This is a genomic window from Candidatus Nitrosotenuis chungbukensis, from assembly GCF_000685395.1.
Classification (GTDB): Archaea; Thermoproteota; Nitrososphaeria; order Nitrososphaerales; family Nitrosopumilaceae; genus Nitrosotenuis; species Nitrosotenuis chungbukensis.
Map to the genome: position 1 here is coordinate 181,005 of NZ_AVSQ01000015.1, position 23,437 is coordinate 204,441.

A 23,437-nucleotide genomic window follows, 5' to 3' on the forward strand; every position below is an offset into this window, starting at 1 on the left:
TTATTAGCTTCTGTTGAGTTCTTTTAGTTTTGCAGCCGTGATTTCAGCTGCCCTTTTTCCAGAAAACAACATCGAGCCAAACGTTGGTCCCATTCTTGGAAGACCGTGTGTTTCGGTAACTGACATTCCTGCAATTACTAGTCCTGGGTAGATCTCGCCCGTATATTCTACAACTTTGTCCTCGCCGTCTTCGACCCACATTGGATTCATTCCCTTCCATTCTACAAGCTTCCTATCGACTAGTCTTTTTACCGCGACAGAGTCGTGGCCTGACGCATCAATTACCATTTTTGATTCAAGTGCTACTGGGTCTACGCACGTGATGTTCCTTGGTAGGGCAGAGACTGGCATCCAGTTGACAACTAGTCCTGACACTCTGCCGTATTTTAGGACGAGATCATCAAATTTAGTCAGATTGAGGAATTTTACTCCTGCATCACACGTGGCTGCTATTAGCTTTGATACTGCGTGAGGACCAGCTGTAATGTATAGTCCGTCTGAGACTTTTTTGTATGGGACTCCTAGCTCATCCCACACCTTTTGCGCCGGTGCACGTACTGTTACTGGGTTCATCATGTATCCTCCAAGCCAGTATCCTCCGCCTAGGTAGTTGTTCTGTTCTATGATCAGAACCTTGTAGCCCATGAGCGAAAGCTCGCGTCCAGCTGTGAGGCCTGCCGGACCCGCGCCTATGATTATTACATCTGATGTAATGTGATCTGTAAACACTGAGAAGAATTCGTCTGCAATTGCCCTTGTTATCTGAGCTTCACTGACGTCTGTGAAAATTTTTGTCTTTTCTGTAACTGACGTACTTTGCATGAATTTAGACCTGTTAGAACCAATTAATAGTTTATTGTCAAAAACACGATTTCAGTATATGGTGAGTGAACCCACCATATACTGCCGGTATGGTTACTTTGCTATGAATTCGGTTGAAAATTCCGAGAAAAAAAGCTTTTGCAGATCTGATTAGGCGGCACTAATCTCAATAAATCCAATAAAGTGGAAAATTATGACTGTCATCTCATGTATGGTGACGAAAATACCTTCTTTCAAAAATTTATATCTAAATTTAAAAAAGCTTATGTGAATTTGAGCAGTACTGTAGTAAAACCGGCAAAGGACAGCAAAGCGCCCAAAATCAACTGGGCAAGGGTAGAGGAGGCTGAAAATTTCGCAAAAACCGTCAAACTCTTCAGGCAAGGCAAAATCGATTCTGACTCCTTTAGGAGATTCCGTTTACAACATGGCGCATATGGCACTAGGATGACTGACGATTATGCGATGGTTAGAATTAAACTCCCTGCAGGAGAGATTTATCCAAACCAGTTAGAAAAACTGGCGCACCTCAGTGAGGCATTTTCAATAGGAAGCGCGCATGTCTCGACAAGGCAAAACATCCAGCTTCATTGGGTGATCTTAGAGGATGTGTCTGAAATAATGCGCGGCCTAACCGATGTTGGTCTTACGTCAAGGGAGGCATGTGGAAACGCAGTTCGAAACGTAATGTGTAGCCCGCTTGCAGGAGTTTGTGGTGCAGAAGAGTTTGATGCGACTCCTTATGCCATTGCAACTGCAAAGTTTTTCCTGAGAAACCCGCTGAATCAGGCGCTGCCGAGAAAATTCAAATTCAATTTTACGTGCTGTGAGAAACACGGAATGGTGAGAATGACCGATGTTGGACTAATTCCGCAATTAAGATCAGTTGACGGAAGGCCTCAGCGCGGATTTAAGATTTTTCTTGGAGGTGGTCTTGGTAACAAGTCATTTGTCGGACACCAGCTTGAAGACTTTACACCGGAAGAAGATTTGCTGTACACATCGATTGCGGTGCTCAGAATATTTGACAGACTTGGTGATAGGAAGAACACCGCCCGAAACAGAATGAGATACCTCGTTGATCAAATGGGATGGGAAAACTTCCAAAACTTGGTCCTAAAGGAAAGGGCAGTTGTTAGGGCAACCCAGTCTGTAGTGGTCACTCTGGACATCGATGATGCTCCTGCAAAAATTTCAAACCCTATTAGAATTTCTGGCTCTGATGGAAAATCCATTCCAGACGGTTTTTCGCGATGGCGAAAAAACAACACATATGAACAAAAGCAAAAGGGCTATCATTCTGTGTCGTTAACGCTTGAGGCCGGTGACATCACTGCAAATCAACTCAAGGCCCTAGCTGACATCTGCAGAGAGTTTTCAGCGGAAGGCTATGGAAGAACTGGATTTAATCAAGACGTGCTCATCAGATGGGTGCAAGAATCTGACTTGGCACAACTGTACTCGCGACTATTGGAAATAGGACTGGCAAATCCCGGCTCGCTCACAATGGCACATCCTGTTGGCTGCTCTGGCACGACATCGTGCAATCTGGCCCTGACAAATTCACATAGATTGGCAAAAGAAATCCAAAGAAAGTTCATTGATTTGAAACTTGATGAGGATGACGACCTTAGGGATTCTAATATCAAAATAAGCGGATGCCCAAACTCGTGTGGGCAGCACGAAATTGCGACAATTGGATTCTTTGGCGGCGGCGGACGAAACGAAGCCAAAGACATGTATCCTGTTTACCAGCTCTCGCTTGGCGGCAGATCCGACGGCGAGACGATGCTTGGAGTCAACGTGCTTAGGATTCCTGCAAAAAGGGTAATTCCTGCAATTTTGAAAATCATAGAAACGTTCAAGGCAGATAAAAAATCAAATGACACTCTCAAGTCCTGGGTTCACAAAATTGTCACTGGCCACAGTGACTCTAATGCGAAATCCATCGCTGACATTAAAAAAATACTCCTGCCGCTTACTGAGGTGCCGTCCATTGCTGATGACAAGGACTTTTACGCCGACTATGGAAGCGATTCAAGCTATCACACTAGAACTGGCAAGGGTGAATGTGCTGCTTGATTGGCAAGCCGATAATAGATGCCGACTCGCTGCGTTCACTGATCCGAGACAATAGTGTCAGAGTAATTGATGTAAGACGCAAAGAAGATTACAAAAAAGATCACATTCCAAAATCAGTAAATCTTCCGCTAGCTGATCTGCTGTCAGACGATAGTCCGGAGCGCATTCTCAAGATGGCGCAATCTCTTGGAATCGATGATCAAACTCCTGTTGTCACATATGATGATACCTTCGGCGCTCTTGCTTCGAGGGTAGCATGGACACTTCAATATCTGGGCCATGGGGACGTATCATTACTTGAAATGACATATGGCCAGTGGAAATCGCTTGGTCTTGAAACTGATGCAAACGAGCCAATCGTTGGGGCAAAGATGCATTCTATGACTCTCAAACCTGAGATCATGGCAACCGCAGACTACCTTGAGAGGGCAAAAGAAAACAAAAACGTAATCGTGCTTGATAATCGTGAGCGCCTAAACTATCTGGAGCAGCACATTCCTGGCGCCATTAACATTCCATATAGGACGCTTGCATCAGAAGACAAAATTCTGCGTCCAAAAGATGAGCTGAAAAGACTGCTCCAAAACAGGGGCATCTCAGATGACGCCGAAGTAATAACATATTGTGGAAGCGTCGGCACCCTGTCCGGACTTGCATACTATGCGCTAAAGTCAGTTGATCATCCAAACGTCAAGTTGTATGTTCGCTCCTTTAAGGAATGGAAAAACCTCAACAAGCCAATTGTAAAGCAGGAAAACGCTGACTATTGGGACCTGTCTGCAGAATAGATTAAAAAATTATCCGCGCAGCTTTTGCGTCACTGTGATTTCAAGATTGTCGAAAAGCTTGAGGATTTTTTCTTTGTTTTCTTTTAGGTATTCTTTTCCTTTTTCGTCAATTCTGACTTTGAGCAATCTGATTTCTCGGTGCTCTTCTAGAAATTGATCAATCATCAGACCTCCAAGTTTGGCAGGATCAATAAACGAGTCAAAAGTCTTGGTTAGCTTTTCAGTATCTTCTTCCTCAATTACCATCTTTGTTGTCTGGATTGCCTGGCTTACTTCTTTTAGATTTTTGATGGTACTTGGCAGCCTTCTTGTTGATCCAAGGAGGCTTTTCTTTTCGGTTCCAACTTTGTTTGCTAGTTCCGGCACCAAGTCATAGGTATCGATTTTGTTCAGTCCCTGCCTTTTCTCACTTCTGATGATCATCCCCTTTTCTAATAATTTTTTTAATGCTTCCTCCGTTTCGATTTTGCTGATAAACGTGGTCCATACTATTGCTCCGACTGTGTGATAGCCCTGCCTGATTGATTCTAAAACGACAACCTCTACAATTCTTTTGAATCCGTCCTCGATTCTTACATTTGTAAAGTCCTTGTCTCTTACTGCCCGTTTTGCATTCTTTACGTCGATTTCAATTGAGCGTTTTAACGATTCCAGGGCATGTGGAACCTCGTTTAACAATGAAAGATAACATGCCTTGTTGTACCATGCCATGCCGTATGTTGGGTCTGACTCTATTGCCTTTTCTACGCAATCAAGGGCCTTTCCGTAATTTTTTTGTTCATAATTGACAAGTGACTTTAGGTTCCACGCCTCGCTATTTGCAACGTCGATATCCAGTACTTTGTCATAGGCCTGCAATGCCCCTGCATAGTCATCTAGATGAAACTTGGAGTATCCTAATTTTAAGAGCGTATCCGTATCTGTGGCATCGAGCCTCAATATTTGCTCAAAGACCTTGACTGCATCCTCTAGTTTTTCATCTGCCATGAGGTGAATTCCTTTCTTAAAGAGCTTATTTTTTTGATAATCTGGATTTACGATGCTTGTTTCTTTCTTATCTGTAACTTCTGGAAGGTTTTTGGCCGGATCGTCCATTTACCGTTAATGGTATGTCTTTTGAATAAATACTATTCCTGATTTACTCGTCATAAAACAGACAAATGATAGAAAATACAAAAATAGTTCCACATTAATGGTTGTATATTGCCTAGCGACATGAAAAAATTAGAAATTCAAGGCGCGGCACCGTTTAAACAATCCGGCGTATACGAGGTTCAAATTTCAGTTTGCGGTGCGCAACCGTCTATGGACGAAATTAAAGGTAAGCGATTTAGCGCTTTATGGCAAGATATCTTCCACTTACATGTAAAAGACAACACGTTTTCCCAAATTTTAGGAAGCGATAGTAATCCAATCCCCGCATCTGTCTTTGATCTATCCTCAGTTTGGATAGTCGTACGTGACCAATTCTCATCATTATACTCTGTATTTGAAGTGCAAATTAGGCAGCCTGAAGATACCACTCCCCCAAAGCAAAGAAAAAGAGAGCCCGCGCCAGAGCCTACAGAACCTATCTCATTTCATGATGATAAAAGATACAGCGTGAGAGAAGAACGCGGTCCTCCTGGACTTAGGGGTCCAACTGGCGACAAAGGTCCGACAGGTTCGCCTGGCGACAAGGGTGACAAAGGCCCATCTGGAGAAAAAGGTGACAAGGGCGACAGGGGATTAACTGGCGACAAGGGCGACAAGGGTGACAAAGGCTCAACTGGCCCACTTGGCGACAAGGGCGACAAAGGTCCACTGGGTCCTGCCGGCGACAAAGGAGTTACCGGTCCTATTGGTCTTCAAGGCGACAAAGGAGTTGCTGGTCCACCCGGGCCTCAGGGCGACAAAGGAGTTACCGGTCCTATTGGTCTTCAGGGCGACAAAGGTCCAACAGGCTCATCTGGCCCACCTGGTGATAAAGGAATACCTGGCAGACCTGGCGAACTTGGTCCACGCGGCCCACAGGGTCCTGCCGGCGACAAGGGACCTCAGGGTCCACTAGGCCCTCCTGGCGACAAAGGACTACGCGGCCCACAAGGAGAAGTCGGCGACAAGGGACCTCAGGGCCCTCAAGGTCCTGCCGGAGAAAAAGGATTGACTGGAGTTCCGGGACCGCAAGGTGAACGCGGTCCGAGGGGATCACAGGGTCCTGCCGGAGAAAAAGGATTGACTGGCCCGCAAGGACAACAAGGCGACAAGGGCCCGACCGGACCACACGGTCCGCAAGGTGAGATAGGTCCACAGGGACTGTCTGGAGAAAAAGGCCCGCAAGGCCCGCAAGGAATTCAAGGCCCGCAAGGTGAACGTGGCCCACCTGGTCCTAGAGGTCCATCGGGCGACAAGGGTCCAATAGGCCCGCAAGGTCCATCCGGCGACAAGGGCCCAAGAGGTCCACCAGGTCCACCAGGTCCGACTGGACAAGCTGGCATGTCTGATGAACAAAAAGCATTGTTTAGAGAATTACTTGAGATTCTTACTGCAAAGAACATGATTACAACTGAAGAACAGATAAAATTAATGAGCTATCTCTACTAGATGCATTGTGATGGTGCTAAAAAATTGAGCGAAACAAAATCTAAAATTGAATTTAAGATGCTGGATTATGAAAGAGTGGGAAATGATTTTGTCGCATTCAAGCTGGAAGATGGAACGCTTGTTAAAGTTAAGGTTGATCTAGACCGCGTTGGCATCGCAACAAATCACAAAAATCCTGATGGGACTCCGCACTATGCTGTTAACACCTCGATAAAGATAACCGTGATTCCAAGTGAACGAACGTTCTCAGTTGAGAAAAACATTAACGATAAAAACACGCCGCCGCCTGGGCAAATGTTTAGTTGAGAAAAATTTCATAAAAATAGTAAATTTACGTCAATTGTGATTGACGAAATTTTTTTTTGCGTTGACGAATCTATCGTCGTCGCTTTTTAGCTGCAGTTTTCTTTGCGGCTTTTCGCTTTGGAGCTGCCTTGCGTTTTGGAGCTGCTTTTCTTTTTGGAGCTGCCTTTCGCTTTGGTGCTGCACGTTTAGCTTTTGACTTACGTTTAGTAGCCATTACGTAAAATAGTGTTTACTATCTTTTCTATAGCTAAACTAAACAAAATTACACAAAGTGATTACAAATAGTAAACGATTTTTTGCAAAAATATTTTTTTCAGATCGCAATTTTTTCAATAAACGCTTTCAGCTGACGGTCTTTTTCCTTGTAACCAACTTGTGTGGTTACAAATTGTGCATTTGTACTGCCTTCTACGTTTGTATGTTGCATTCTGAGGAAGAAAAACAATCTCCTGTTTTGTTTTTGTCATACAAAATTTGCACCATCTGTTTTCAGTTTCGTGATCCATACTGATCGCATTTTTCTAACGTGATTTTATTATTGTCAAGACATCTTCGTCTTCTAAAACATGATGAATGCTAACCCTCTGACCTGCAAACTTGACGCTCTTGCCCCAAACTAATCCATAACGAAATTCTTTTTTCATGCTTCGGTGCAGCTTATTGCAAACATCTTCTATTGTGGAATTTCTCCTGATGATCAATGGTTCCTTAAAGTCAGTTTCTCCGCCCTTTGGCCTCATGTATATTCTAATAAAGTCTAGTTTCTCGTAAATTTTTTCTTTTAGCAAGTCGACGTTTATGCCAGAGTCTGCAGAAACTGGAACCACTTCGGATTTTATTTTTGTCATTACATTTTTTAGGAATTTCTCATCGACTAGATCAATCTTGTTGAGTACTGTGATTGACTGTGCATAATTTTTGTCGCCTGTAATGTGGTCGACTAGCTGCTCCGCAGTGATGTCTTCTCGTATGAGTACTCTTGCACTCGTGATTCCATAAACATGAAGAATTTCTTTGAGAAGTTTTTCTGATAATTTTGTAAGCTTTACTTGCTGTGCTATTGAAATTCCCCCGATTGCAGCTTTTTCTATAACTATGTTTGGGGGTTTTTGGTCGAGCCTTATCCCTATGTTGTTGAGCTCAGTTCTGAGTACATTTTCATGATACGGCTGAAAAACATCAAGTATGAGCAAAACCAAATCTGCATTTCGGGCAACTGACAGTATTCTTTTTCCTAAGCCCTTTCCCTTTGATGCGCCTTCTATGATTCCAGGCAAGTCCAGCACCTGGATTCTTGCTCCCCGATAGTCTAGAATTCCTGGAACTACTGTTAGTGTTGTGAACTGGTATGCTGCCACTGCCGACCTTGATCCTGTCAGCTTGTTGAGAAGTGTTGATTTGCCTACACTTGGCAGTCCGATGAACACAACTGTCGCATCTCCTGTCCGCCTAACATCGAATCCGTCTGAACTGATACCACTTTTTTTAGTTTGAACTTTTTCTTGCTCTCTTCTTAGCTTTGCGATTTTTGCCTTGAGTAAACCTACGTGGTGCTCAGTTGCCTTGTTTAACTGAGTTTTTAATATCTCGTCTTGAATTGCTTTTATTTTTTCTGGAATTCCCATTTTTAATTACCAAATTTTACTTTTCTTAATAAAATCTTATTTTTCCTTGATTGATTATTATCTGGGAGTATGCAAATGACTCTGTGAAACGCAAGACGTTTGCAGTCGATATTGATGGAACCATAACAGAAAATGGGGGTGGCAGAATAAATCTTGATGCATTGAACTCACTGCGTTACATCCGAAAACTGGGCCATAATGTGATTTTTGTCTCCGGACGCTCGTCAGTTGAGGGGTATCTTCTTGCCGTATATGGGGGATTAAACACAATCGCAGTCGGCGAAAATGGGGGCTGTATCACATACGGTGCAAATGACCACCTTCTTCTTGGAAACAAGGTAAAATGCGTCGATGCACTACAAGTTATCCGCTCACAATTGAGCGACATTGTGGAAAAGCCCGTATTCCCACGAATGACCGAAGTTGTACTTGAGAGAACATTTGACATCGAAAAGGCAAAACAGGTTGTAGAGCACAGCAAACTAGACGTGGTGTTGTCCGACAGTCAGTATGCAATTCACATAAATTCTGCTGGAATCAACAAGGCACGGGGTTTTGAAGAGGTTATGAAAAGACTCAATGTGTCACGCGAAGATGTAATCTCAATAGGTGACAGCGATACTGACATTCCGTTGTTTAATGTATCAAAAATTAGCATTGCCGTTGGCAATGCGTCAGACAAAGTAAAATCGCACGCAACAATGTCTGTTTCTGCACATGCCGGAGACGGCGTAATTGAGGCCCTTGATAAAATTGCTCCCAGTCTTTTGGAGATATAACAATGAGCTTTCGCATTCTGCTTGATGAGATACGATCAAATCTCCTGCAAATCGTAAAAAGACTGCAAATTCCGGAAATCCCTTTCACCTTGGAGCCTGCAAAATCCGGATTTGGTGATGTCACATGCAACATTGCGTTTTTGGCCTCCAAGCATTTGAAGAAAAGCCCTTATGACATTGCAAAACTGATCTCTGATGAATACCAAAAAAATCTGGGCAAACTTGTTTCAAAAGTGGAGCCACACCAATCTGGATATCTGAACTTTTATGCAAACAACGCTCCGCTAAATAGGCTCATAATAACTGCGGCCAAAGACGACAATTACGGAGCAATCGACATCGGAAAAAAATCCAAGGTGATAGTGGAGCACACCAGTGTAAATCCTAACAAGGCGCTGCATATTGGCCATGTTCGTAATGTTGTCATTGGCGATACAGTTGCGCGCATTCTGGCAAAGGCAAACCACTACGTCGTGGTGCTCAACTACGTGGATGATTCCGGCCTTCAGGTGGCAGACATTATAGTTGGCTTCAAACACTTGGGATTTTCAGAAACACCTCCTGGGGGGCAAAAATTTGATCATTATTGCGGGGATGAGGTTTATGTCAAGACAACTGAGCAATATGCCCAGGACAAAAGTCTTGAGGAGACCAGAAATAACATCCTAAAAGAATTAGAGGACGGCAGCTCTGAGATTGCAAAGTTTGGCAAGAGCATAACAAATCGAGTTCTCGCCGAACAACTAAAGACGTGCTGGCGATTGGGCGCGTACTATGACTGTCTGAACTTTGAATCTGAAATAGTGCGTTCTCACCTTTGGCCGGAAATCTTTGAAAAACTAAAGCAAATGAATCTCATAAAATATGAGACGGAGGGAAAAAACGCCGGATGCTGGGTAATATTATCGAAGGATGAAGACAAGGTGCTGGTGCGAAGTAACGGTACTGCAACATACATTGCAAAAGACATCCCGTATGCCGCATGGAAGCTCGGGCTGGTGGATGATCCATTTTACTACAAAAAATACACCGTTCAGAAAAACCACAAGGTTTTGTGGCAAACGACGCTGGAGAAAAACAATGACCCAAAGCAGCACTTTAGAAGTAATATGGTGGTGACAGTTATTGACTCAAGGCAAGCCAGGCTCCAAAACATAATCACTGATCTGATCTCAAAGTTTGACTCCTCGCAAAAATCATACCTGCACCTAGGATACGAGTCTGTAACGCTTAGTGCGGACACTGCAAACGCGCTTGGCATTGACACAAAGGGCAAGAACACTCAGATGTCTGGTCGAAAGGGTTTGTACATAAATGCCGACTCGGTACTTGACATGCTGGAACAAAAGACAATGGATGAAACAAGGAAACGAAACCCAAGTCTTTCCGATGAACACCTGCATGATATTGCAAACAAGGTTGCAGTGGCAACACTGAGATATGAAATGATAAAACAGGATCTTGACAAAATTATAACATTTGATTATTCCAAGTCCCTTAGTTTGGAGGGTGACACGGCACCGTACATCCAATACGCATATGCCAGAGCCGTAAGAATCCTCGAAAAGGCACAAACAAAACCTGACTTTGACGCATCATACGAATTACTTGATGGCGAATACGAGACAAATCTTGTAAAATTGATCGGGAGATTTGATCTAAACATCCAGGACGCGGCAAACAATCTGTCCCCAAAGGTGATTGCAAAATACTGCTATTCTCTGGCAGTTACATTTAACGCGTTTTACGAACATGTTAAGGTCTTGGATTCTGAGAATACAAATACCATTAATGCAAGACTCTGCCTAGTCCATTCCTTCAAGTCTTGTCTTGAGGGTGCCTTGGACTTGCTTGGCATAGAAACCCCGGCTAGAATGTAGTTGCACGTATGTTTACTTTAAACAAACTAGGGAATAATATCGATTAATCTTAAAAATTGTATATCATGACCCAGTTACACGTACCTAAATTGTGTAATGTCTGCGGATTTTGCAGCCATTTTGTTCCTGTTGCAGATGGAACTGTCCTGTATGATGGAAAATGGTATCACGAAAAATGCTGGGATGATTTAACAAAAGATAATGGTGGTTATTGTGGTAAAGGTAATCGTAATAGATGATGACGTGGATACCGTAGAGGTATTCTGTGAGTATTTGGAAATTAAGGACATCAATGTCGTAGGGCGAGGCCATAGCGGCAAAAAAGCAGTCGAACTGTATGAAAGTCTACGACCTGATATTGTTTTGCTTGATGTGATGATGCCCGAATATGACGGGTTTTATGGCTTGGAAAACATCAAAAAAATCAACCCCGCGGCCAAAGTAATAATGGTTACAGCTGATCTTACCTATGATACTGAGAAAAAACTAAAGGAATTCAATGCATCTGCGGTGATCTACAAGCCGTACGAAATTGACAGCGTCATTGAAACGATACACAAGGTCAATAACGGCATAGTTACAATCCTGCAATAACTGGCAAACCCTATATGTGCGAAAGCCCGTTACACCAAATATGAAAATACTGCTAGCCGATGATGAGCCGGACCTGCTTGCTCAGTACACGACCATGCTTGAGGATCGGGGCCACTCTGTTGTAACTGCGTCTGACGGAGAATTGTGTGTAACTGCATACGCAAAAGAGTATGCCATAAGCCAGGAAAATCCATTCGGTGCAGTGGTCTTAGACTATTCCATGCCAAACATGAACGGCCTTGACGCAGCAAAAGAAATACTTGCAATCAATCCTTCTCAGAGAATAATATTTGCATCCGCATATGTGCAGGAGACTTTGGTTGACTCGATTAAGAACCTCAAACAAATCGTGGAACTGTTGCAAAAACCCTTCAGCCTTCAAGATTTGATTGATACCATCGAGGACAAGAACATATACGACGAGCTTACGAAACTAAACGTCGACGTGCAAAATCTCAAAGATCTCAATCCGACACATGCACAAATACGCGACTATCTTGACGCGTTAAGAAAAATCCAAAAGGCCAAAACCTTCTAAAAACTATCATTAGTTAGATTCTTATCTAAAAAATTTTTCACAAAGTCATGAATAAGATAAAAACCAACTCGTACGTTCTGTTCTTTTACAATGATTCTAAAAAATGGCTAAACAAAATCTCAAAGGAGCAGGTCTTGCACACACATGTTGGGGTTATCAGGCACAGCGACGCAATTGGCAAGGAATACGGCTCAAGACTGCGAACAAACAAGGACAAGTACGTCTACCTTCTCAAACCTACAATCCACGACTTTGTGATGAAAAGCCAGCATGGAACGCAGATAGTGTACCCAAAGGACCTGGGATATATCATGGCAAGGGCTGGAATCCAAAGCGGTCAAACCATACTTGAAATTGGAACCGGGAGCGGCGCCCTGACAACCTTTCTGGCAAGCATTGTAAAGCCGCGAGGACACGTGCACACGTTTGATGTGGAACCTCAATTCATGGAGATTGCCAAGAAAAACATCACCAAGGCAGGGATGATAAAATACGTGACGATGAACGAGCTTGATATCAAGACTGCCAAGAAAATGCCGCTATCTGACGCAGATGTGGCCGTAGTCGACCTTGGGGACCCCTGGGTTGTTCTACCGCAGGTGCGCAAGATGCTCAAAGGAAGCGGCGCGTTTATTGCTATTTGCCCTACCATGAACCAACTTGAAAAGCTGACCATGGGCTTGGTGGAAAATGAGTTTACTGACATTGAATGCACGGAACACATTTTGAGAACTATCGACGCAAGGGAGGGAAAGACACGCCACTCTTTTAGGGGAATAGGGCATACAACATATCTTGCGTTTGCAAGAAAGGCATTCTACGACAGAAAAGAGAAAAAAGAAGCCCCGACCGAGTAATACTCGCTGTTTGGATATATCGCACAAACACGATCTAATAGTCTTTTTATCTGTTGTACTTTTGATGTGCTTTGCCCTCGGAATCTAAAAAGTCCAACAACGTCCTTTCTCAGGTAAACAAGGCAAAACAAAATCTGAACAATTTTGGAATGATCAATCCTGAGAACCAGGTGACAAAAGAGGATCTGCAAAAGCTTAGCTTTGCAGGAGACATCGGCAAACTAAAGTCAATCAAAAAGGAAAAGATGCTAGAAGACCTATCATGTCTTCTTAACGGCAAGATACGTGATCTGGAACGCCAAGAGCAAGAAGAAAAATGGAAAGAAACAATGCTGCAGGAACTTAATCTGGCATTGAATGAAAAAATAACCCAGCTGGAGCAGGCAAACGCTCAACTGGCAGAAGAAAAGAAGCGCTCCGACGCTCTAAATGGCCAGCTCCAGGAAGCTCTGCAGAAACTGCGCCACTCCGAAGAACAACTTACCTTGGAAAGGGACTGGCTTGTTGAGCAGGTGGAGATAAAGTCACTGGAGGTCATTGAGACAATCCGGCAAATGATCAATACTGAAGGCAAGGAAAAATCCCCGTCCAAATAGAAGAAAATTTATCCGTACTAGTTTCAACTTCAAGTGTGGCAACACGACTGCAGCCTGCAATAATTAGGAAATTCATTCCCCCAAGAAAGCGAGATTCTCGCAAGGGGGACAACGGAAAGGTACTCGTTGTCGGGGGGAGCTACATGTATCATGGCGCACCAATTTTAGCGTCACTTGCGGCACTACGGTCCGGCACTGATCTGGTGTATACTTGCGTTCCAAAAATTATCACTTCGTCTGTTCGCGCAATATCGCCAAATCTTATTGTTATCCCAATGGTGGATGCCAAGCTTACGCGCGGGGCTGCAAACAAACTACTTGGGCAGACTCCAAGCGACTTGGACTCTGCTACCATAGGAATGGGTCTTTCAATACCTGACGAGGAGGCACTAAAGCTGCTCGTCAAGTCGCTCGCCTCCCAAGACGTGAGGATATCACTTGATGCAAGTGCCATTGTAAGCTACATTTTGCCGCACCTTCCGCAAAAAAACATTGTGCTGACACCGCACGCAGGCGAATTTAAGAGAATGTCTGGAATCATGCCTCCATCGTCAATAAAAGAAAGGACTAGTGTAGTCGAGAAGTTTGCAAAAGAACACTCTGTGACAATACTTCTCAAAGGCAGCACAGATGTAATATCAAATGGAAATCAAACCTATGTTAATCCAAAGAACCTCGCATCTATGACAGTTGGAGGGACAGGAGACGTGCTGTCTGGAATAGTTGCAGGACTGCTTGCGCGGAATCGCAATCCTCTGGAATCTGCAGCGGCTGCATCTTACATCAATGGGATGGCAGGCAAGATGGCACAAAAAAAGAACGGACTGCACATTGTTGCAACCGACCTGATAGATAACATACCTGCAGCGATGAAACCCTTTGACAGGATTACAAAATGAACCAAACACTGAGACACGTTGACAAAAACATTAACCATTTGATTCGGGACCTCCAAACCCTAATACGGCAGCCAAGTGTCTCTGCAAAAAATCAGGGAATTGAAGAATGCGCAAAACTTGTAAGCAACATGTTGAAAAAATCCGGAGTTTCATCTGAAACACTTCGCCTAAAAAAGGGAGTTGCACCAATCGTTTTTGGAGAGGTAAAGTCAAAGAAAAATCCGAACAAAACGCTGCTGTTTTACAATCATTATGACGTCCAGCCCGTGGAGCCACTTGATCTGTGGGACGATGATCCGTTTAGCGGCAAGGTAAAGGGGAACAAAATTTTTGGCCGCGGTTCGGCTGACGACAAGGGTGAACTCATAACGAGAATAAAGGCAGTGGAATCGTTTTTGGAAACAACCGGTGACGTCCCATGCAACATCAAATTTGTAATAGAAGGCGAGGAGGAGACTGGCAGCGCAAACATTGAGGCGTATCTGAAACGATTCAGACAAAAATTCTCATGCGATGGAGTGATCTGGGAATTTGGCTATGTGGATTCCAAAGGCCGACCAATCATTGGGCTTGGCATGAAGGGATTGCTATACGTGGAACTATCCGTAAGGGAATCGGTCCGGGACGCACACTCTAGTCTTGCAGTGATTATGAAAAACCCTGCATGGCGACTGGTCGATGCATTAAAAACACTGCGGGATACATCTGGAAAAATCCTCATCAAGGACTGGTATCGGGAGGTAGTGCCATTTAGTAAAAGCGACTTGAAACTACTAGGCAAAGAGCCGTTTGATGAGCATTCTTTCAAAAACGAGTACGGCGTCAAAGGGTTCGTGAATGGCAAAAGCGGACTTGAAATCAAAAAAGCACTTGCAGGAGATCCGACATGCAACATAGCTGGACTTGTATCTGGGTATACTCTGGAGGGCGCAAAAACAGTCCTTCCGTCATCAGCACTTGTCAAAATTGATTTCAGGCTTGTCCCAAAAATGGATCCGAAAAAACAGTTTGCCAGGCTTCAAAAACACCTAAGGCAAAATGGATTCTCTGATGTCAAAATCAAAATGTATCATGGCGAGGCTGCAGCAAGAACAAACCCTTCAGATCCGTTTGTTACGCAAATTAAAGAGGCCGCAAAAAAGTCGTTTGGGGACTTTGTAGTGAATGTGTCAAATGCCGGAACCGGCCCGATGCATTCATTTGTAAATGTGCTCGGGGCGCCATGCGTTTCGATTGGATCGACATACATGTTTTCAAGAATTCACTCGCCAAACGAATTTGCAAGAATTGATCTTTTGAGGAAAACCACAAAATGCATGTGCCTGATCATGGATGGGTTTTCAAAACACAACTAATCGATCATGCGTAATTGCCCCGAAAAGACTTTAATGTGCAATAGAGGGGGTTGAAAACATGACTGCAATGTACATGCCTGGCGCAACAGCCGTGGGAATCACATTCAATGACGGCGTGGTAATTGCAAGCGAAAAAAGAATCGCATATGGAAACTTTCTAGTCAGCAAAACAACCAAAAAGACATTCCCGCTTACAGACAAGGTAGGGGCAGCGTGCGCAGGACTGGTGGCAGACATGCAAATTCTCGCTTTACAGATAAAGGCACTTACAAAAATTAGAAAAATGGAGCTAAAGCGCGACGTTCCGCCAAACTCCGTCGCAAAAATGATATCTAATCTGATGTATGAACGCAGATACTTCCCACTTCTTACACAGGTAATAGTAGGCGGAATAGTTGACAAGCCGGCAATCTATACGCTTGATCCGCTGGGATCTGTATTGCCTGATGAATATGCCGCAGTGGGCACAGGTGCAGAAATGGCACTTGGTGTCTTGGATCCGCAGTTCAAGGAAGGAATGTCAGAAAAAGATGCAGTTGACCTTGCAATAAGATCAATCAAGGCTGCAACAATGAGGGACTCTTTTAGCGGTGATGGAATCGACATCCTTGTGATCACAAAACAAGGCATAAAAGAATTCACGGAAAAATTATAGGCCGAACTGAGTCACTGGCATATTGATATGATGGTTTTTTATATGTCAGAAGATCATATTTCATAGTTGAAAATTAGATTACTCTTAACATCTGTTTTGATTAGCGCTGTCATGGTGTTTGGCTCTGCCAGCTTGTCTGTGGCTGACATTACGGTTCTTGGAAATGGGCATGCCCCAATTTATGTATCTGACAAGAATGTAGGTGATTTTGACTTTAACAATGACAATCTGATAGATTATTACGTTAGGGCTCATTACACAGGAAACTCTAACCAAGTTTACAAAGTTGATTACAAAATAATAGATGAATGTGTGGATGGAAGTACGTATAACGACGCAAAACTAAAACTGGGATTCTCTACAACTGATTTTTTTTATTTTGACAGAACATGGTTTACTGACTTTGATGTATGGACACAGTGGTTCAAGTCCGGCTCAAATGACGATAACAAAAGAATTGATCTTATTTCCTTATCTCATGGGATGCTTCCGATTCCGTTTCCTCTGAGTGGAGATGATGTGATACAAAACAAGGACAAGAAAAAAGGCTCGTTTGTCCATAAGAATGGCATTCCAGAGCTTGACGGTCAGACAGGTTGGGAAGGCTCTGTCTTTTTCCGTGGCTCTCCTGGCCAATATTACCTTTGGACTGTTCATCCATCTGGAGGAATAGATGGCTGTGATCGTTTTGCAGCAATTGGAATTCCGATAATCATTAACTAATTTAGAATGCCGATTTTAATGCGCGTCAGCTTTAACCTATGCGCAATCGCAGAAATGCTTTAGTCTTTTATTGATTTTTTAATTTCCCAATACGTATCAGAAATATAGTGCATATTTTCAACAACCTGTCCTTTTACCATCGTCGGTAACTCGTTACTAGACACCAGTGCACGTCCGACGGCAAGAACCTTTTTTTGTGATTCCTCAACTATGCACACAATTTGGCCCTTTTCAAATTCTGTAAATGCCTTCACGCCGGGCCTCATGACGTTTGCGCCATTGCACATGAATTTCACTGCCCCCATGTCTACTGTGACACTTGGGAATTTCTCCAGTATTTTTGCGTCTGTGAGAAATGGCAGATAGTTCTCACCGATTTTTATCGCAGTCATACCCTCACCAATTATTATTCTTGCGCCCTCGTCTAATTCGTAAATTTTTAGGTTTTTTATTTTTGGCAGCTCAATTTTCCATTGCGAACTGATCTCCTTTAGAACATCGGCGGTCTCAGTTTTTGAAATAAGATTTGATTTCAATCTCTAGATATTTCCTTGCGAATGTCCAAAAGATCTCTGAGTATGGAACTTGCAGTCTCAGTACCTCCTGCTCCTTTGCCGATGATTGTCTGTGTACCAGAATGCTCAGATGTAAATGATATTGCGTTCAGTGTGCCGTTGACGCAAAGTGGGTCGTCTGTGGATATCTCGCGTGGGCTGACAACTAGTTCCTTGTCACAGGATGCAATTAACTTGACTGCGCAGTTTTTCTTTGCTGCGTCCTTGATGTCTTTCGTAGTCACATTTCGTATGCCTGTTCTTTTTATGTCTGGCATTGTCACCTTCATTCCCATTATCCAGTTTGCCAAAATCACAAGCTTTGCAGCCGCATCAAAACCGTCCAAATCAAGTGATTCGTCTGCCTCTACATACCCTTTTGATTTTGCGTCCTTTAACGCCTCGCCAAAGCTCATGCCGTGCTCCATGTTAGTCAAAATGTAGTTTGTAGTACCGTTTAGAATTCCTGCAAAGGACGTTATCTGCTCTCCTCGTAAACTGTTTTTTGCGTAATCCAAAATTGGCGTTCCACCGCCTACTGTCCCGCTGAACTTTAACAACACCTGATTGTATGTTGCAAGCTCCATAAGTGACGGAAACGCCAGTGCAAGCGGCCCTTTGTTGACAGATATTACATGCATTCCGTTTTTCATTGCAGATATGATGTGAGACATGCCTGGCTCTGCATCCCGGTAGTTGCTTGCAGTAGTTTCGATCAGCACATCTGCTTCTACATTATTTATGATGTCTAGTCCTGACCAGTTTTTCTTTGTCTTGTCATAATTTTTTATTGTGCCAAATTTTTTTTTGACCTCGACTAGTCTGTTGAGATCAAGTCCTGATGGATCCACTACTCCCCCCTTGCTGTCAAAGGCCCCGACTATTCTTGGCTTTAGACCGTACTTTGCATACAGGTCGTCTGTTCTTGAAACCAACAGTTTTGCCAAGCTTTGTGCGACTGTACCAAACCCGCAAATGATTATGCGCAAATCTGTCTACTCCACAAATAAACCAAAAGACATCTCATTTCCAACCGTCTTATCTTATAGCTATTTTATTAATCGTATTGGTGTCACGTTTGGTTAGTTTTACCGTCAGTTGTTTTTTCCAGTTTCAGCGAGATTGAGTTTATGCAATATCTGGCAAACGTGGGCTTTGGCCCGTCGTCAAAAACATGTCCCAAATGTGAGCCACATTTTGCACACATTACCTCCGTTCTAGTCATGCCATAAGCAGTATCTGTTTCATACTTTACGCTGTTTTCCTTTAGGGGCTCAAAGAAGCTAGGCCAACCAGTGCCAGAGTCAAACTTGGTGTCTGAGCTAAACAGCTCATTTCCGCAACAAGTGCACCTGTAAATCCCGTCTTCCTTGCTGTAGGTGTATTTGCCTGTGAATGGTGCCTCTGTCTCTTTTTTCCTGCAGACGCCAAATTCCTCCGGTGTGAGGATCTGCCTCCATTCTTGGTCTGACTTTGAAATCTCATCCATGAAACCCATGCCAATGCAAAGTATTAGAGGGTTATTCTGGTTTTATTTGTGGTTTTTTCTTTTTTCTTCAATTCGTTTTTCTGATTCAAATCGTTCAAGGTCGTACGTGTTGAGATCGACAAACTTGATGATCTTTGATAGATTTGGGTGTGCCTTCTTTACTGCCAAAAACATTTTTTGCGCCACCTGCCTGTAGTCTATGTGTCCTTGAGGGATTGTTCTCAGCTCGATTAGATGGGTTGCCTCACGCAAGTTTAATCTCATAAAAAACGGATAGTTGTATGCAAAATTCACTACATACTGCGCTTGATTCGGATACTTTGCCCGCAATGAATCAAAGACTTGCTTTGAAGTGTTCATGCATTCTTTGTATTCTTTTTCGATTCCTAACTCGCTAATTTCTTTTGGAATGACATGACCGTGATCTGTTGTCAAAAGCTGTCTTTCGAGTGTGAGAATTCTATGTCTGTGCAAATCCCGGAACATTCCAAAATTGCCGATGATGTCAAACGTGTACTGTGTCATCTCAAAGGCGCGTGGCAGTCTTTGCCTTCTGTTCTGCCTTAGTTTTACAAACGTGTTTATGATTTTGATTTTTTCTAAGGATTTCATCTTTTTTACAGATGATAAAATGTCTTGGTATGACGAACCTTGTGACTGCTCGTACATTGCAGCTGCGACTATTTTGTTTATTGCGTCTGACTCTGACTCTGATTCTGCCAAATGCACTAGCGGCCCTGGTGCCTTTACTTGCACTTTCTTTGCTAGGCTGAGGCCCGTCTTGTGCAGATTTTTGAGGTATTCCTGCATGGCTATCCCGTACTTGTCGTCTGAGCGTCTGACAAACGACTTGATTGTAGTATCAAGCTCATGCTTGATTTTCTGAGCAAGTGTTCTTTCTTCCTCAAGACTGGATCCGAACAAAATTGTAAGCAGGTATTCAAAGGCGCGACCGTTCCCAGTCACGCCAACATTGGTAAGAGTTGCAGCCGGAAGCAATCCTCTCAAAATGTCAAGTGCCTTTGCTTTAGTTGATGCGTTGTAAATGAAAGTGGCAGATTTTATGTCTGATTCGTTTTTTAGCTTTGTGAAAACTGTTTCGTCCCCCGAAGTAGAATCCTTGAATTTAAAATTGGCAATTGGTTCTTTTCCCCTGATGTGATCAATCATCGGCTGTATGTTTTTTGAATAGACATCAAAATCCAAGTTGCATGATTCCACATATCTGTCGGCGAATTTTGAATTCATTATTGCGGGATCCCTGTAAAACTTGTACTCGTTGTTGATTTTTTTATCCCATGCTACATAGCGTGATGATTTTTCCAAATACGACATGCCGATTCGCCTGTCTTCGATTTTTTTTACTGCGATGTTTGATATTCCCTCAATTGCGATCTGTGCAATTCCAAGCTCTGCAACAGAGTCATCGCCATATTCTATTAGGACCTTGTTGTAGAATTCCTCTCCGCGATTTTTGTTTATCAAAAACTCGTCTAAGAATATGCGCCTCATGCTTTTGTCAGTCCTGCTGTATCGTGACATGAGTGCGCCGCGATCCACCTGCTGTGGTGTGATTATTGCAAACACCGAATCATCGGCATTTGAGAAATGTTCCAAAAGAATTTTTTCCTCCGATGCACTAAATTCTCCTGTCAACAGATCCCAGATTTCCTGATTCTAAATAAACTATTTCCGGTTTATCTGAATCAGATCCGGCCCTTTGGTCTTTGCCTTGGATTGCCATCTTAGCAACACTTCTTTCATCGCGTTTGCATCACTCTCGTTTTCTGTATACATTAGAGTTGTAATCCAGCGGCCTTTTCCAGCTTGGCCTCCGACTGAATTCATCCAAAAGTCTGTTGGCAGGTTTTTCATTGCTTCGCTGTTTGGATCCTTGCTCAACTCTATCCAGCGCTTTGCGACAAAGTGAAGAATTTGGTCCAATCCGTCTTTTTCTATCATGGAGTGTGTTTTTTCGACTTTGCATTTTAAAATTGCGAAAACTGGTTTGTTAAATTGTTCTTACCAAAACTAGAAAGCTTGTTAACACTTCCTAGGTTATATGAAACGCTCAAGTTTTACCAATGAACAAGGACGAAATAGAGATTATCGGCAAGCAAGTCAAAGACATGTACGGTACCCACATGGGTAAAGTTATTGGAACAATAACTGACATTGATGGCTCCGTACAGACTGTGGGAATTGATTGTGGCCTAGAAGGGCTGCGACAAGTACCATTTGAACAACTCGTAGTTCAGGGCGAAGTCGTGATCTTTATCCCAAAATGGAGACTCGATTCACAACGATTCCTGCGTGAGAAAGGACTCACACTAAGGCGTCTTAAGGCATTAATCGACATCGTTTCAGAAAACGATGACATGCGAGACGATGCAGAAATCATCCATGAAAAGTACAAGTCAAAACTGCTGACACTGGAGGAAGCCGAAAAACAAATCACGCACAAACTAACAGAGCGACTAGAAGAACTAAACGGCCAACTAAAATCAGTCAAGATTTTGCTATTTGACGCAAAGGTTCAATTCAAGAGCAACGAAATCTCTGAATCCAAATATGACCTCATAAAGACCAACACTGGTGAAATAATAGAGCATATTGATCATGAAAAGGCAGAGATTGTCAACATCCAAAGAAGAATGACTGACATGTCAATCGATGGAGCTCAAACGCAGATAAACCAAAAAGAGCAAATAGAACAATCCGCAGTTTCGTATCTTGTAACCAACGATGGAAAGCAAGTCGAATCTCATCCCACGCCTTCATACCACGCAAACGAAGTAAAAACTGAAGCACCAAGTCCTGATCAGACAAACGTGCAAGTAAGTCAAGCTTCGGGACAACATCATGTGGAACCACTTGGCGCATCTGACAGCATTTCTTCTCCGGCCGAATCAATTAGAGAGGAACGCTGGCGCTCGCCTGTAGGTCAAAACACTGATGATCCTTCCGCACCCATAAAACCAAATCCTGACAAGAGCAGGACTGACTGGTTTGCGGGTATGGAAACTGCATAACACTCAAAGGCACTACTCTTTTTTCTAATTTTTAACATTTACAAATGACTAATCAAAACAGGAATCGTGGAATCTGAAAAGTTTTCCATCGGTCTTGGAAACAATGATGCCAAAACAAGAACTGATGCGTCTGGCAACTATGTTGCGTTTTGGGCAAGTCAGGCAAAGAACCTGGCGTGGTTTGAGCCGTGGGACAAAACCTTGGAATGGAACCTGCCTTTTGCGCGCTGGTTTGTTGGCGGAAAGATAAATGCCTCGTATAACGCACTTGATATTCACCAAAATCAAAAGGACAAGCCTGCCATTTTATGGGAGGGGGAAAACGAGGAGAGGCGCGTAATCACGTATGGGGACATGTACTCTGAGGTTCAAAAAGTATCAAATGGGCTAAAATCGCTTGGCGTAACAAAGGGCGATAGGGTGACAATCTACCTTCCAATGGTGCCAGAGCTAATGGTGGCAATGCTTGCATGCGCAAGGATTGGCGCAATACACACTGTAATATTTTCCGGTTTTAGTGCGGCATCCATCCGGGATCGGGTTTTGGACTCGAAATCAAAAATAATCATCACTGCCGATGGAGGGTACAGGCGAGGAACAGTTGTAAGATTAAAAGATGTAGTTGACGCTGCAGTCGAAAACTTGGACTTTGTGAAAAATGTAATTGTGCTAAACCGAGCAAAAATCCCAATAACTCAAAACAAAAAAGACATACTGTGGGAGGATATTGTAAAAAGATCCTCCGCAACATGCGATGCGGAATCTTTGGAAAGCACACACCCACTGTACATTCTGTATACTTCTGGAACTACCGGAAAGCCCAAAGGCGTACTACATGATACTGGTGGATATTTGACACATCTTCATTCCACCTTTAGGTGGGCATTTGACATAAAAGACTCCGATGTATATTTTTGCACTGCTGATATTGGTTGGGTTACAGGACACAGCTATGTGGCGTATGGTCCGCTGTTGTGTGGTGCAACGCAGGTGATGTATGAGGGTGCACCTGACTATCCATCCCCGTCTAGAATGTGGGATATCATACAAAGATACAAGGTTACAATTTTTTACACCACTCCTACGGCACTCCGAATGTTTATGAAGTACGGTGACTCTATTCCAAATTCGTTTGACTTGTCCTCACTTCGATTGTTGGGGACTGTTGGGGAGCCGATAAACCCAGAGGTGTGGAAATGGTATTTTAAAATGATAGGAAAGAACAATTGCCCGATAATTGATACTTGGTGGCAAACTGAAACTGGCGGCATGATGCTATC

General features: G+C 43.3%; 25 protein-coding genes. 16 read left to right on the forward strand and 9 right to left on the reverse strand.

All coding sequences use genetic code 11. The annotated features are described in order from the left end of the window. Positions 1 to 3 precede the first annotated feature (3 nt). Entirely contained in the window at positions 4 to 822 is an 819-nt protein-coding gene (locus NKMY2_RS05870; protein ID WP_042685801.1) for a sulfide-dependent adenosine diphosphate thiazole synthase, read from the reverse strand. A gap of 273 nt (positions 823 to 1,095) precedes the next feature. On the opposite strand from NKMY2_RS05870, the gene NKMY2_RS05875 reads away from it, so the two are divergent. Together NKMY2_RS05875 and NKMY2_RS05880 are read left to right on the forward strand one after the other, a co-directional pair. Further along, entirely contained in the window at positions 1,096 to 2,904 is a 1,809-nt protein-coding gene (locus NKMY2_RS05875; RefSeq protein WP_042685803.1) for a nitrite/sulfite reductase, read from the forward strand. Further along, a complete protein-coding gene (locus NKMY2_RS05880) occupies positions 2,901 to 3,692 on the forward strand; it encodes a sulfurtransferase (protein WP_238549782.1) in 792 nt (263 codons plus the stop codon). Before NKMY2_RS05875 ends, NKMY2_RS05880 begins: the two co-directional genes overlap by 4 nt. A 9-nt stretch (positions 3,693 to 3,701) precedes the next feature. Here the strand turns inward: NKMY2_RS05880 and NKMY2_RS05885 are convergent, their stop codons facing one another. Further along, complete coding sequence (locus NKMY2_RS05885; protein WP_042685808.1) at positions 3,702 to 4,787, reverse strand: tetratricopeptide repeat protein; 1,086 nt, start codon at positions 4,785 to 4,787, stop codon at positions 3,702 to 3,704. Between the two features lie 120 nt (positions 4,788 to 4,907). Between NKMY2_RS05885 and NKMY2_RS05890 the strand changes: the two genes are divergently transcribed. Together NKMY2_RS05890 and NKMY2_RS05895 are read left to right on the forward strand one after the other, a co-directional pair. Beyond that, the gene (locus NKMY2_RS05890; RefSeq protein WP_042685810.1) at positions 4,908 to 6,275 is read left to right on the forward strand and encodes a collagen-like domain-containing protein; all 1,368 of its coding nucleotides are present in this window, start codon (positions 4,908 to 4,910) and stop codon (positions 6,273 to 6,275) included. A 24-nt stretch (positions 6,276 to 6,299) separates the two neighbouring features. Then, the gene (locus tag NKMY2_RS05895; protein WP_042685971.1) at positions 6,300 to 6,581 is read left to right on the forward strand and encodes a hypothetical protein; all 282 of its coding nucleotides are present in this window, start codon (positions 6,300 to 6,302) and stop codon (positions 6,579 to 6,581) included. Between the two features lie 70 nt (positions 6,582 to 6,651). On the opposite strand, the gene NKMY2_RS10890 is transcribed toward NKMY2_RS05895, so the two are convergent. Both NKMY2_RS10890 and NKMY2_RS05900 read right to left on the reverse strand, forming a co-directional pair. Further along, complete coding sequence (locus NKMY2_RS10890; protein WP_177316519.1) at positions 6,652 to 6,795, reverse strand: hypothetical protein; 144 nt, start codon at positions 6,793 to 6,795, stop codon at positions 6,652 to 6,654. A 307-nt stretch (positions 6,796 to 7,102) separates the two neighbouring features. Beyond that, on the reverse strand, positions 7,103 to 8,206 hold the full coding sequence (locus NKMY2_RS05900) for an OBG GTPase family GTP-binding protein (RefSeq protein ID WP_042685813.1): 1,104 nt from the start codon (positions 8,204 to 8,206) through the stop codon (positions 7,103 to 7,105). 83 nt (positions 8,207 to 8,289) lie between these two features. Between NKMY2_RS05900 and NKMY2_RS05905 the strand changes: the two genes are divergently transcribed. The 10 genes from NKMY2_RS05905 to NKMY2_RS05950 all read left to right on the forward strand — a co-directional run bounded on the left by NKMY2_RS05905 (position 8,290) and on the right by NKMY2_RS05950 (position 17,082). Next, on the forward strand, positions 8,290 to 8,985 hold the full coding sequence (locus tag NKMY2_RS05905; protein ID WP_042685974.1) for a phosphoglycolate phosphatase: 696 nt from the start codon (positions 8,290 to 8,292) through the stop codon (positions 8,983 to 8,985). A 2-nt stretch (positions 8,986 to 8,987) separates the two neighbouring features. After that, on the forward strand, positions 8,988 to 10,865 hold the full coding sequence (locus NKMY2_RS05910; protein ID WP_042685816.1) for an arginine--tRNA ligase: 1,878 nt from the start codon (positions 8,988 to 8,990) through the stop codon (positions 10,863 to 10,865). A gap of 213 nt (positions 10,866 to 11,078) precedes the next feature. Further along, a complete protein-coding gene (locus tag NKMY2_RS05915; RefSeq protein WP_052347550.1) occupies positions 11,079 to 11,459 on the forward strand; it encodes a response regulator in 381 nt (126 codons plus the stop codon). Positions 11,460 to 11,499: 40 nt separating this feature from the next. Further along, positions 11,500 to 11,997: a response regulator gene (locus NKMY2_RS05920; RefSeq protein ID WP_042685818.1), complete on the forward strand. Its 498-nt coding sequence runs from the start codon at positions 11,500 to 11,502 to the stop codon at positions 11,995 to 11,997. Positions 11,998 to 12,044: 47 nt separating this feature from the next. Next, entirely contained in the window at positions 12,045 to 12,854 is an 810-nt protein-coding gene (locus tag NKMY2_RS05925) for a tRNA (adenine-N1)-methyltransferase (protein ID WP_042685820.1), read from the forward strand. Between the two features lie 71 nt (positions 12,855 to 12,925). Next, a complete protein-coding gene (locus NKMY2_RS05930; RefSeq protein WP_042685822.1) occupies positions 12,926 to 13,450 on the forward strand; it encodes a hypothetical protein in 525 nt (174 codons plus the stop codon). 35 nt (positions 13,451 to 13,485) lie between these two features. Then, entirely contained in the window at positions 13,486 to 14,349 is an 864-nt protein-coding gene (locus NKMY2_RS05935) for an NAD(P)H-hydrate dehydratase (RefSeq protein ID WP_238549783.1), read from the forward strand. Then, entirely contained in the window at positions 14,346 to 15,704 is a 1,359-nt protein-coding gene (locus NKMY2_RS05940; protein WP_042685824.1) for a M20/M25/M40 family metallo-hydrolase, read from the forward strand. The genes NKMY2_RS05935 and NKMY2_RS05940 overlap by 4 nt, the downstream gene beginning before the upstream one ends. Positions 15,705 to 15,777: 73 nt before the next feature. Further along, complete coding sequence (locus NKMY2_RS05945; protein ID WP_042685980.1) at positions 15,778 to 16,359, forward strand: Ntn hydrolase family protein; 582 nt, start codon at positions 15,778 to 15,780, stop codon at positions 16,357 to 16,359. Between the two features lie 66 nt (positions 16,360 to 16,425). Continuing rightward, positions 16,426 to 17,082, forward strand: a complete 657-nt coding sequence (locus NKMY2_RS05950; protein ID WP_238549784.1) for a hypothetical protein — start codon at positions 16,426 to 16,428, stop codon at positions 17,080 to 17,082. 59 nt (positions 17,083 to 17,141) lie between these two features. On the opposite strand, the gene NKMY2_RS05955 is transcribed toward NKMY2_RS05950, so the two are convergent. The 5 genes from NKMY2_RS05955 to NKMY2_RS05975 all read right to left on the reverse strand — a co-directional run bounded on the left by NKMY2_RS05955 (position 17,142) and on the right by NKMY2_RS05975 (position 21,087). After that, positions 17,142 to 17,618 (reverse strand): PUA domain-containing protein, encoded by a 477-nt coding sequence (locus tag NKMY2_RS05955; RefSeq protein WP_042685831.1) that lies wholly within the window; start codon positions 17,616 to 17,618, stop codon positions 17,142 to 17,144. Then, positions 17,615 to 18,625: a homoserine dehydrogenase gene (locus NKMY2_RS05960; protein ID WP_042685834.1), complete on the reverse strand. Its 1,011-nt coding sequence runs from the start codon at positions 18,623 to 18,625 to the stop codon at positions 17,615 to 17,617. Before NKMY2_RS05960 ends, NKMY2_RS05955 begins: the two co-directional genes overlap by 4 nt. A gap of 83 nt (positions 18,626 to 18,708) precedes the next feature. After that, a complete protein-coding gene (msrB, locus tag NKMY2_RS05965; RefSeq protein ID WP_042685838.1) occupies positions 18,709 to 19,125 on the reverse strand; it encodes a peptide-methionine (R)-S-oxide reductase MsrB in 417 nt (138 codons plus the stop codon). Positions 19,126 to 19,167: 42 nt separating this feature from the next. Then, a complete protein-coding gene (locus NKMY2_RS05970; protein WP_042685841.1) occupies positions 19,168 to 20,781 on the reverse strand; it encodes an FAD-dependent thymidylate synthase in 1,614 nt (537 codons plus the stop codon). 30 nt (positions 20,782 to 20,811) lie between these two features. Continuing rightward, on the reverse strand, positions 20,812 to 21,087 hold the full coding sequence (locus NKMY2_RS05975; protein WP_042685844.1) for a hypothetical protein: 276 nt from the start codon (positions 21,085 to 21,087) through the stop codon (positions 20,812 to 20,814). A gap of 122 nt (positions 21,088 to 21,209) precedes the next feature. Here NKMY2_RS05975 and NKMY2_RS05980 point away from each other — a divergent pair, with 122 nt between their 5' ends. Together NKMY2_RS05980 and NKMY2_RS05985 are read left to right on the forward strand one after the other, a co-directional pair. Further along, entirely contained in the window at positions 21,210 to 22,157 is a 948-nt protein-coding gene (locus tag NKMY2_RS05980; protein ID WP_076613395.1) for a CdvA-like protein, read from the forward strand. Positions 22,158 to 22,223: 66 nt separating this feature from the next. Then, on the forward strand, positions 22,224 to 23,437 hold a 1,214-nt coding region (locus NKMY2_RS05985; RefSeq protein ID WP_042685849.1), incomplete at its 3' end, for an AMP-binding protein.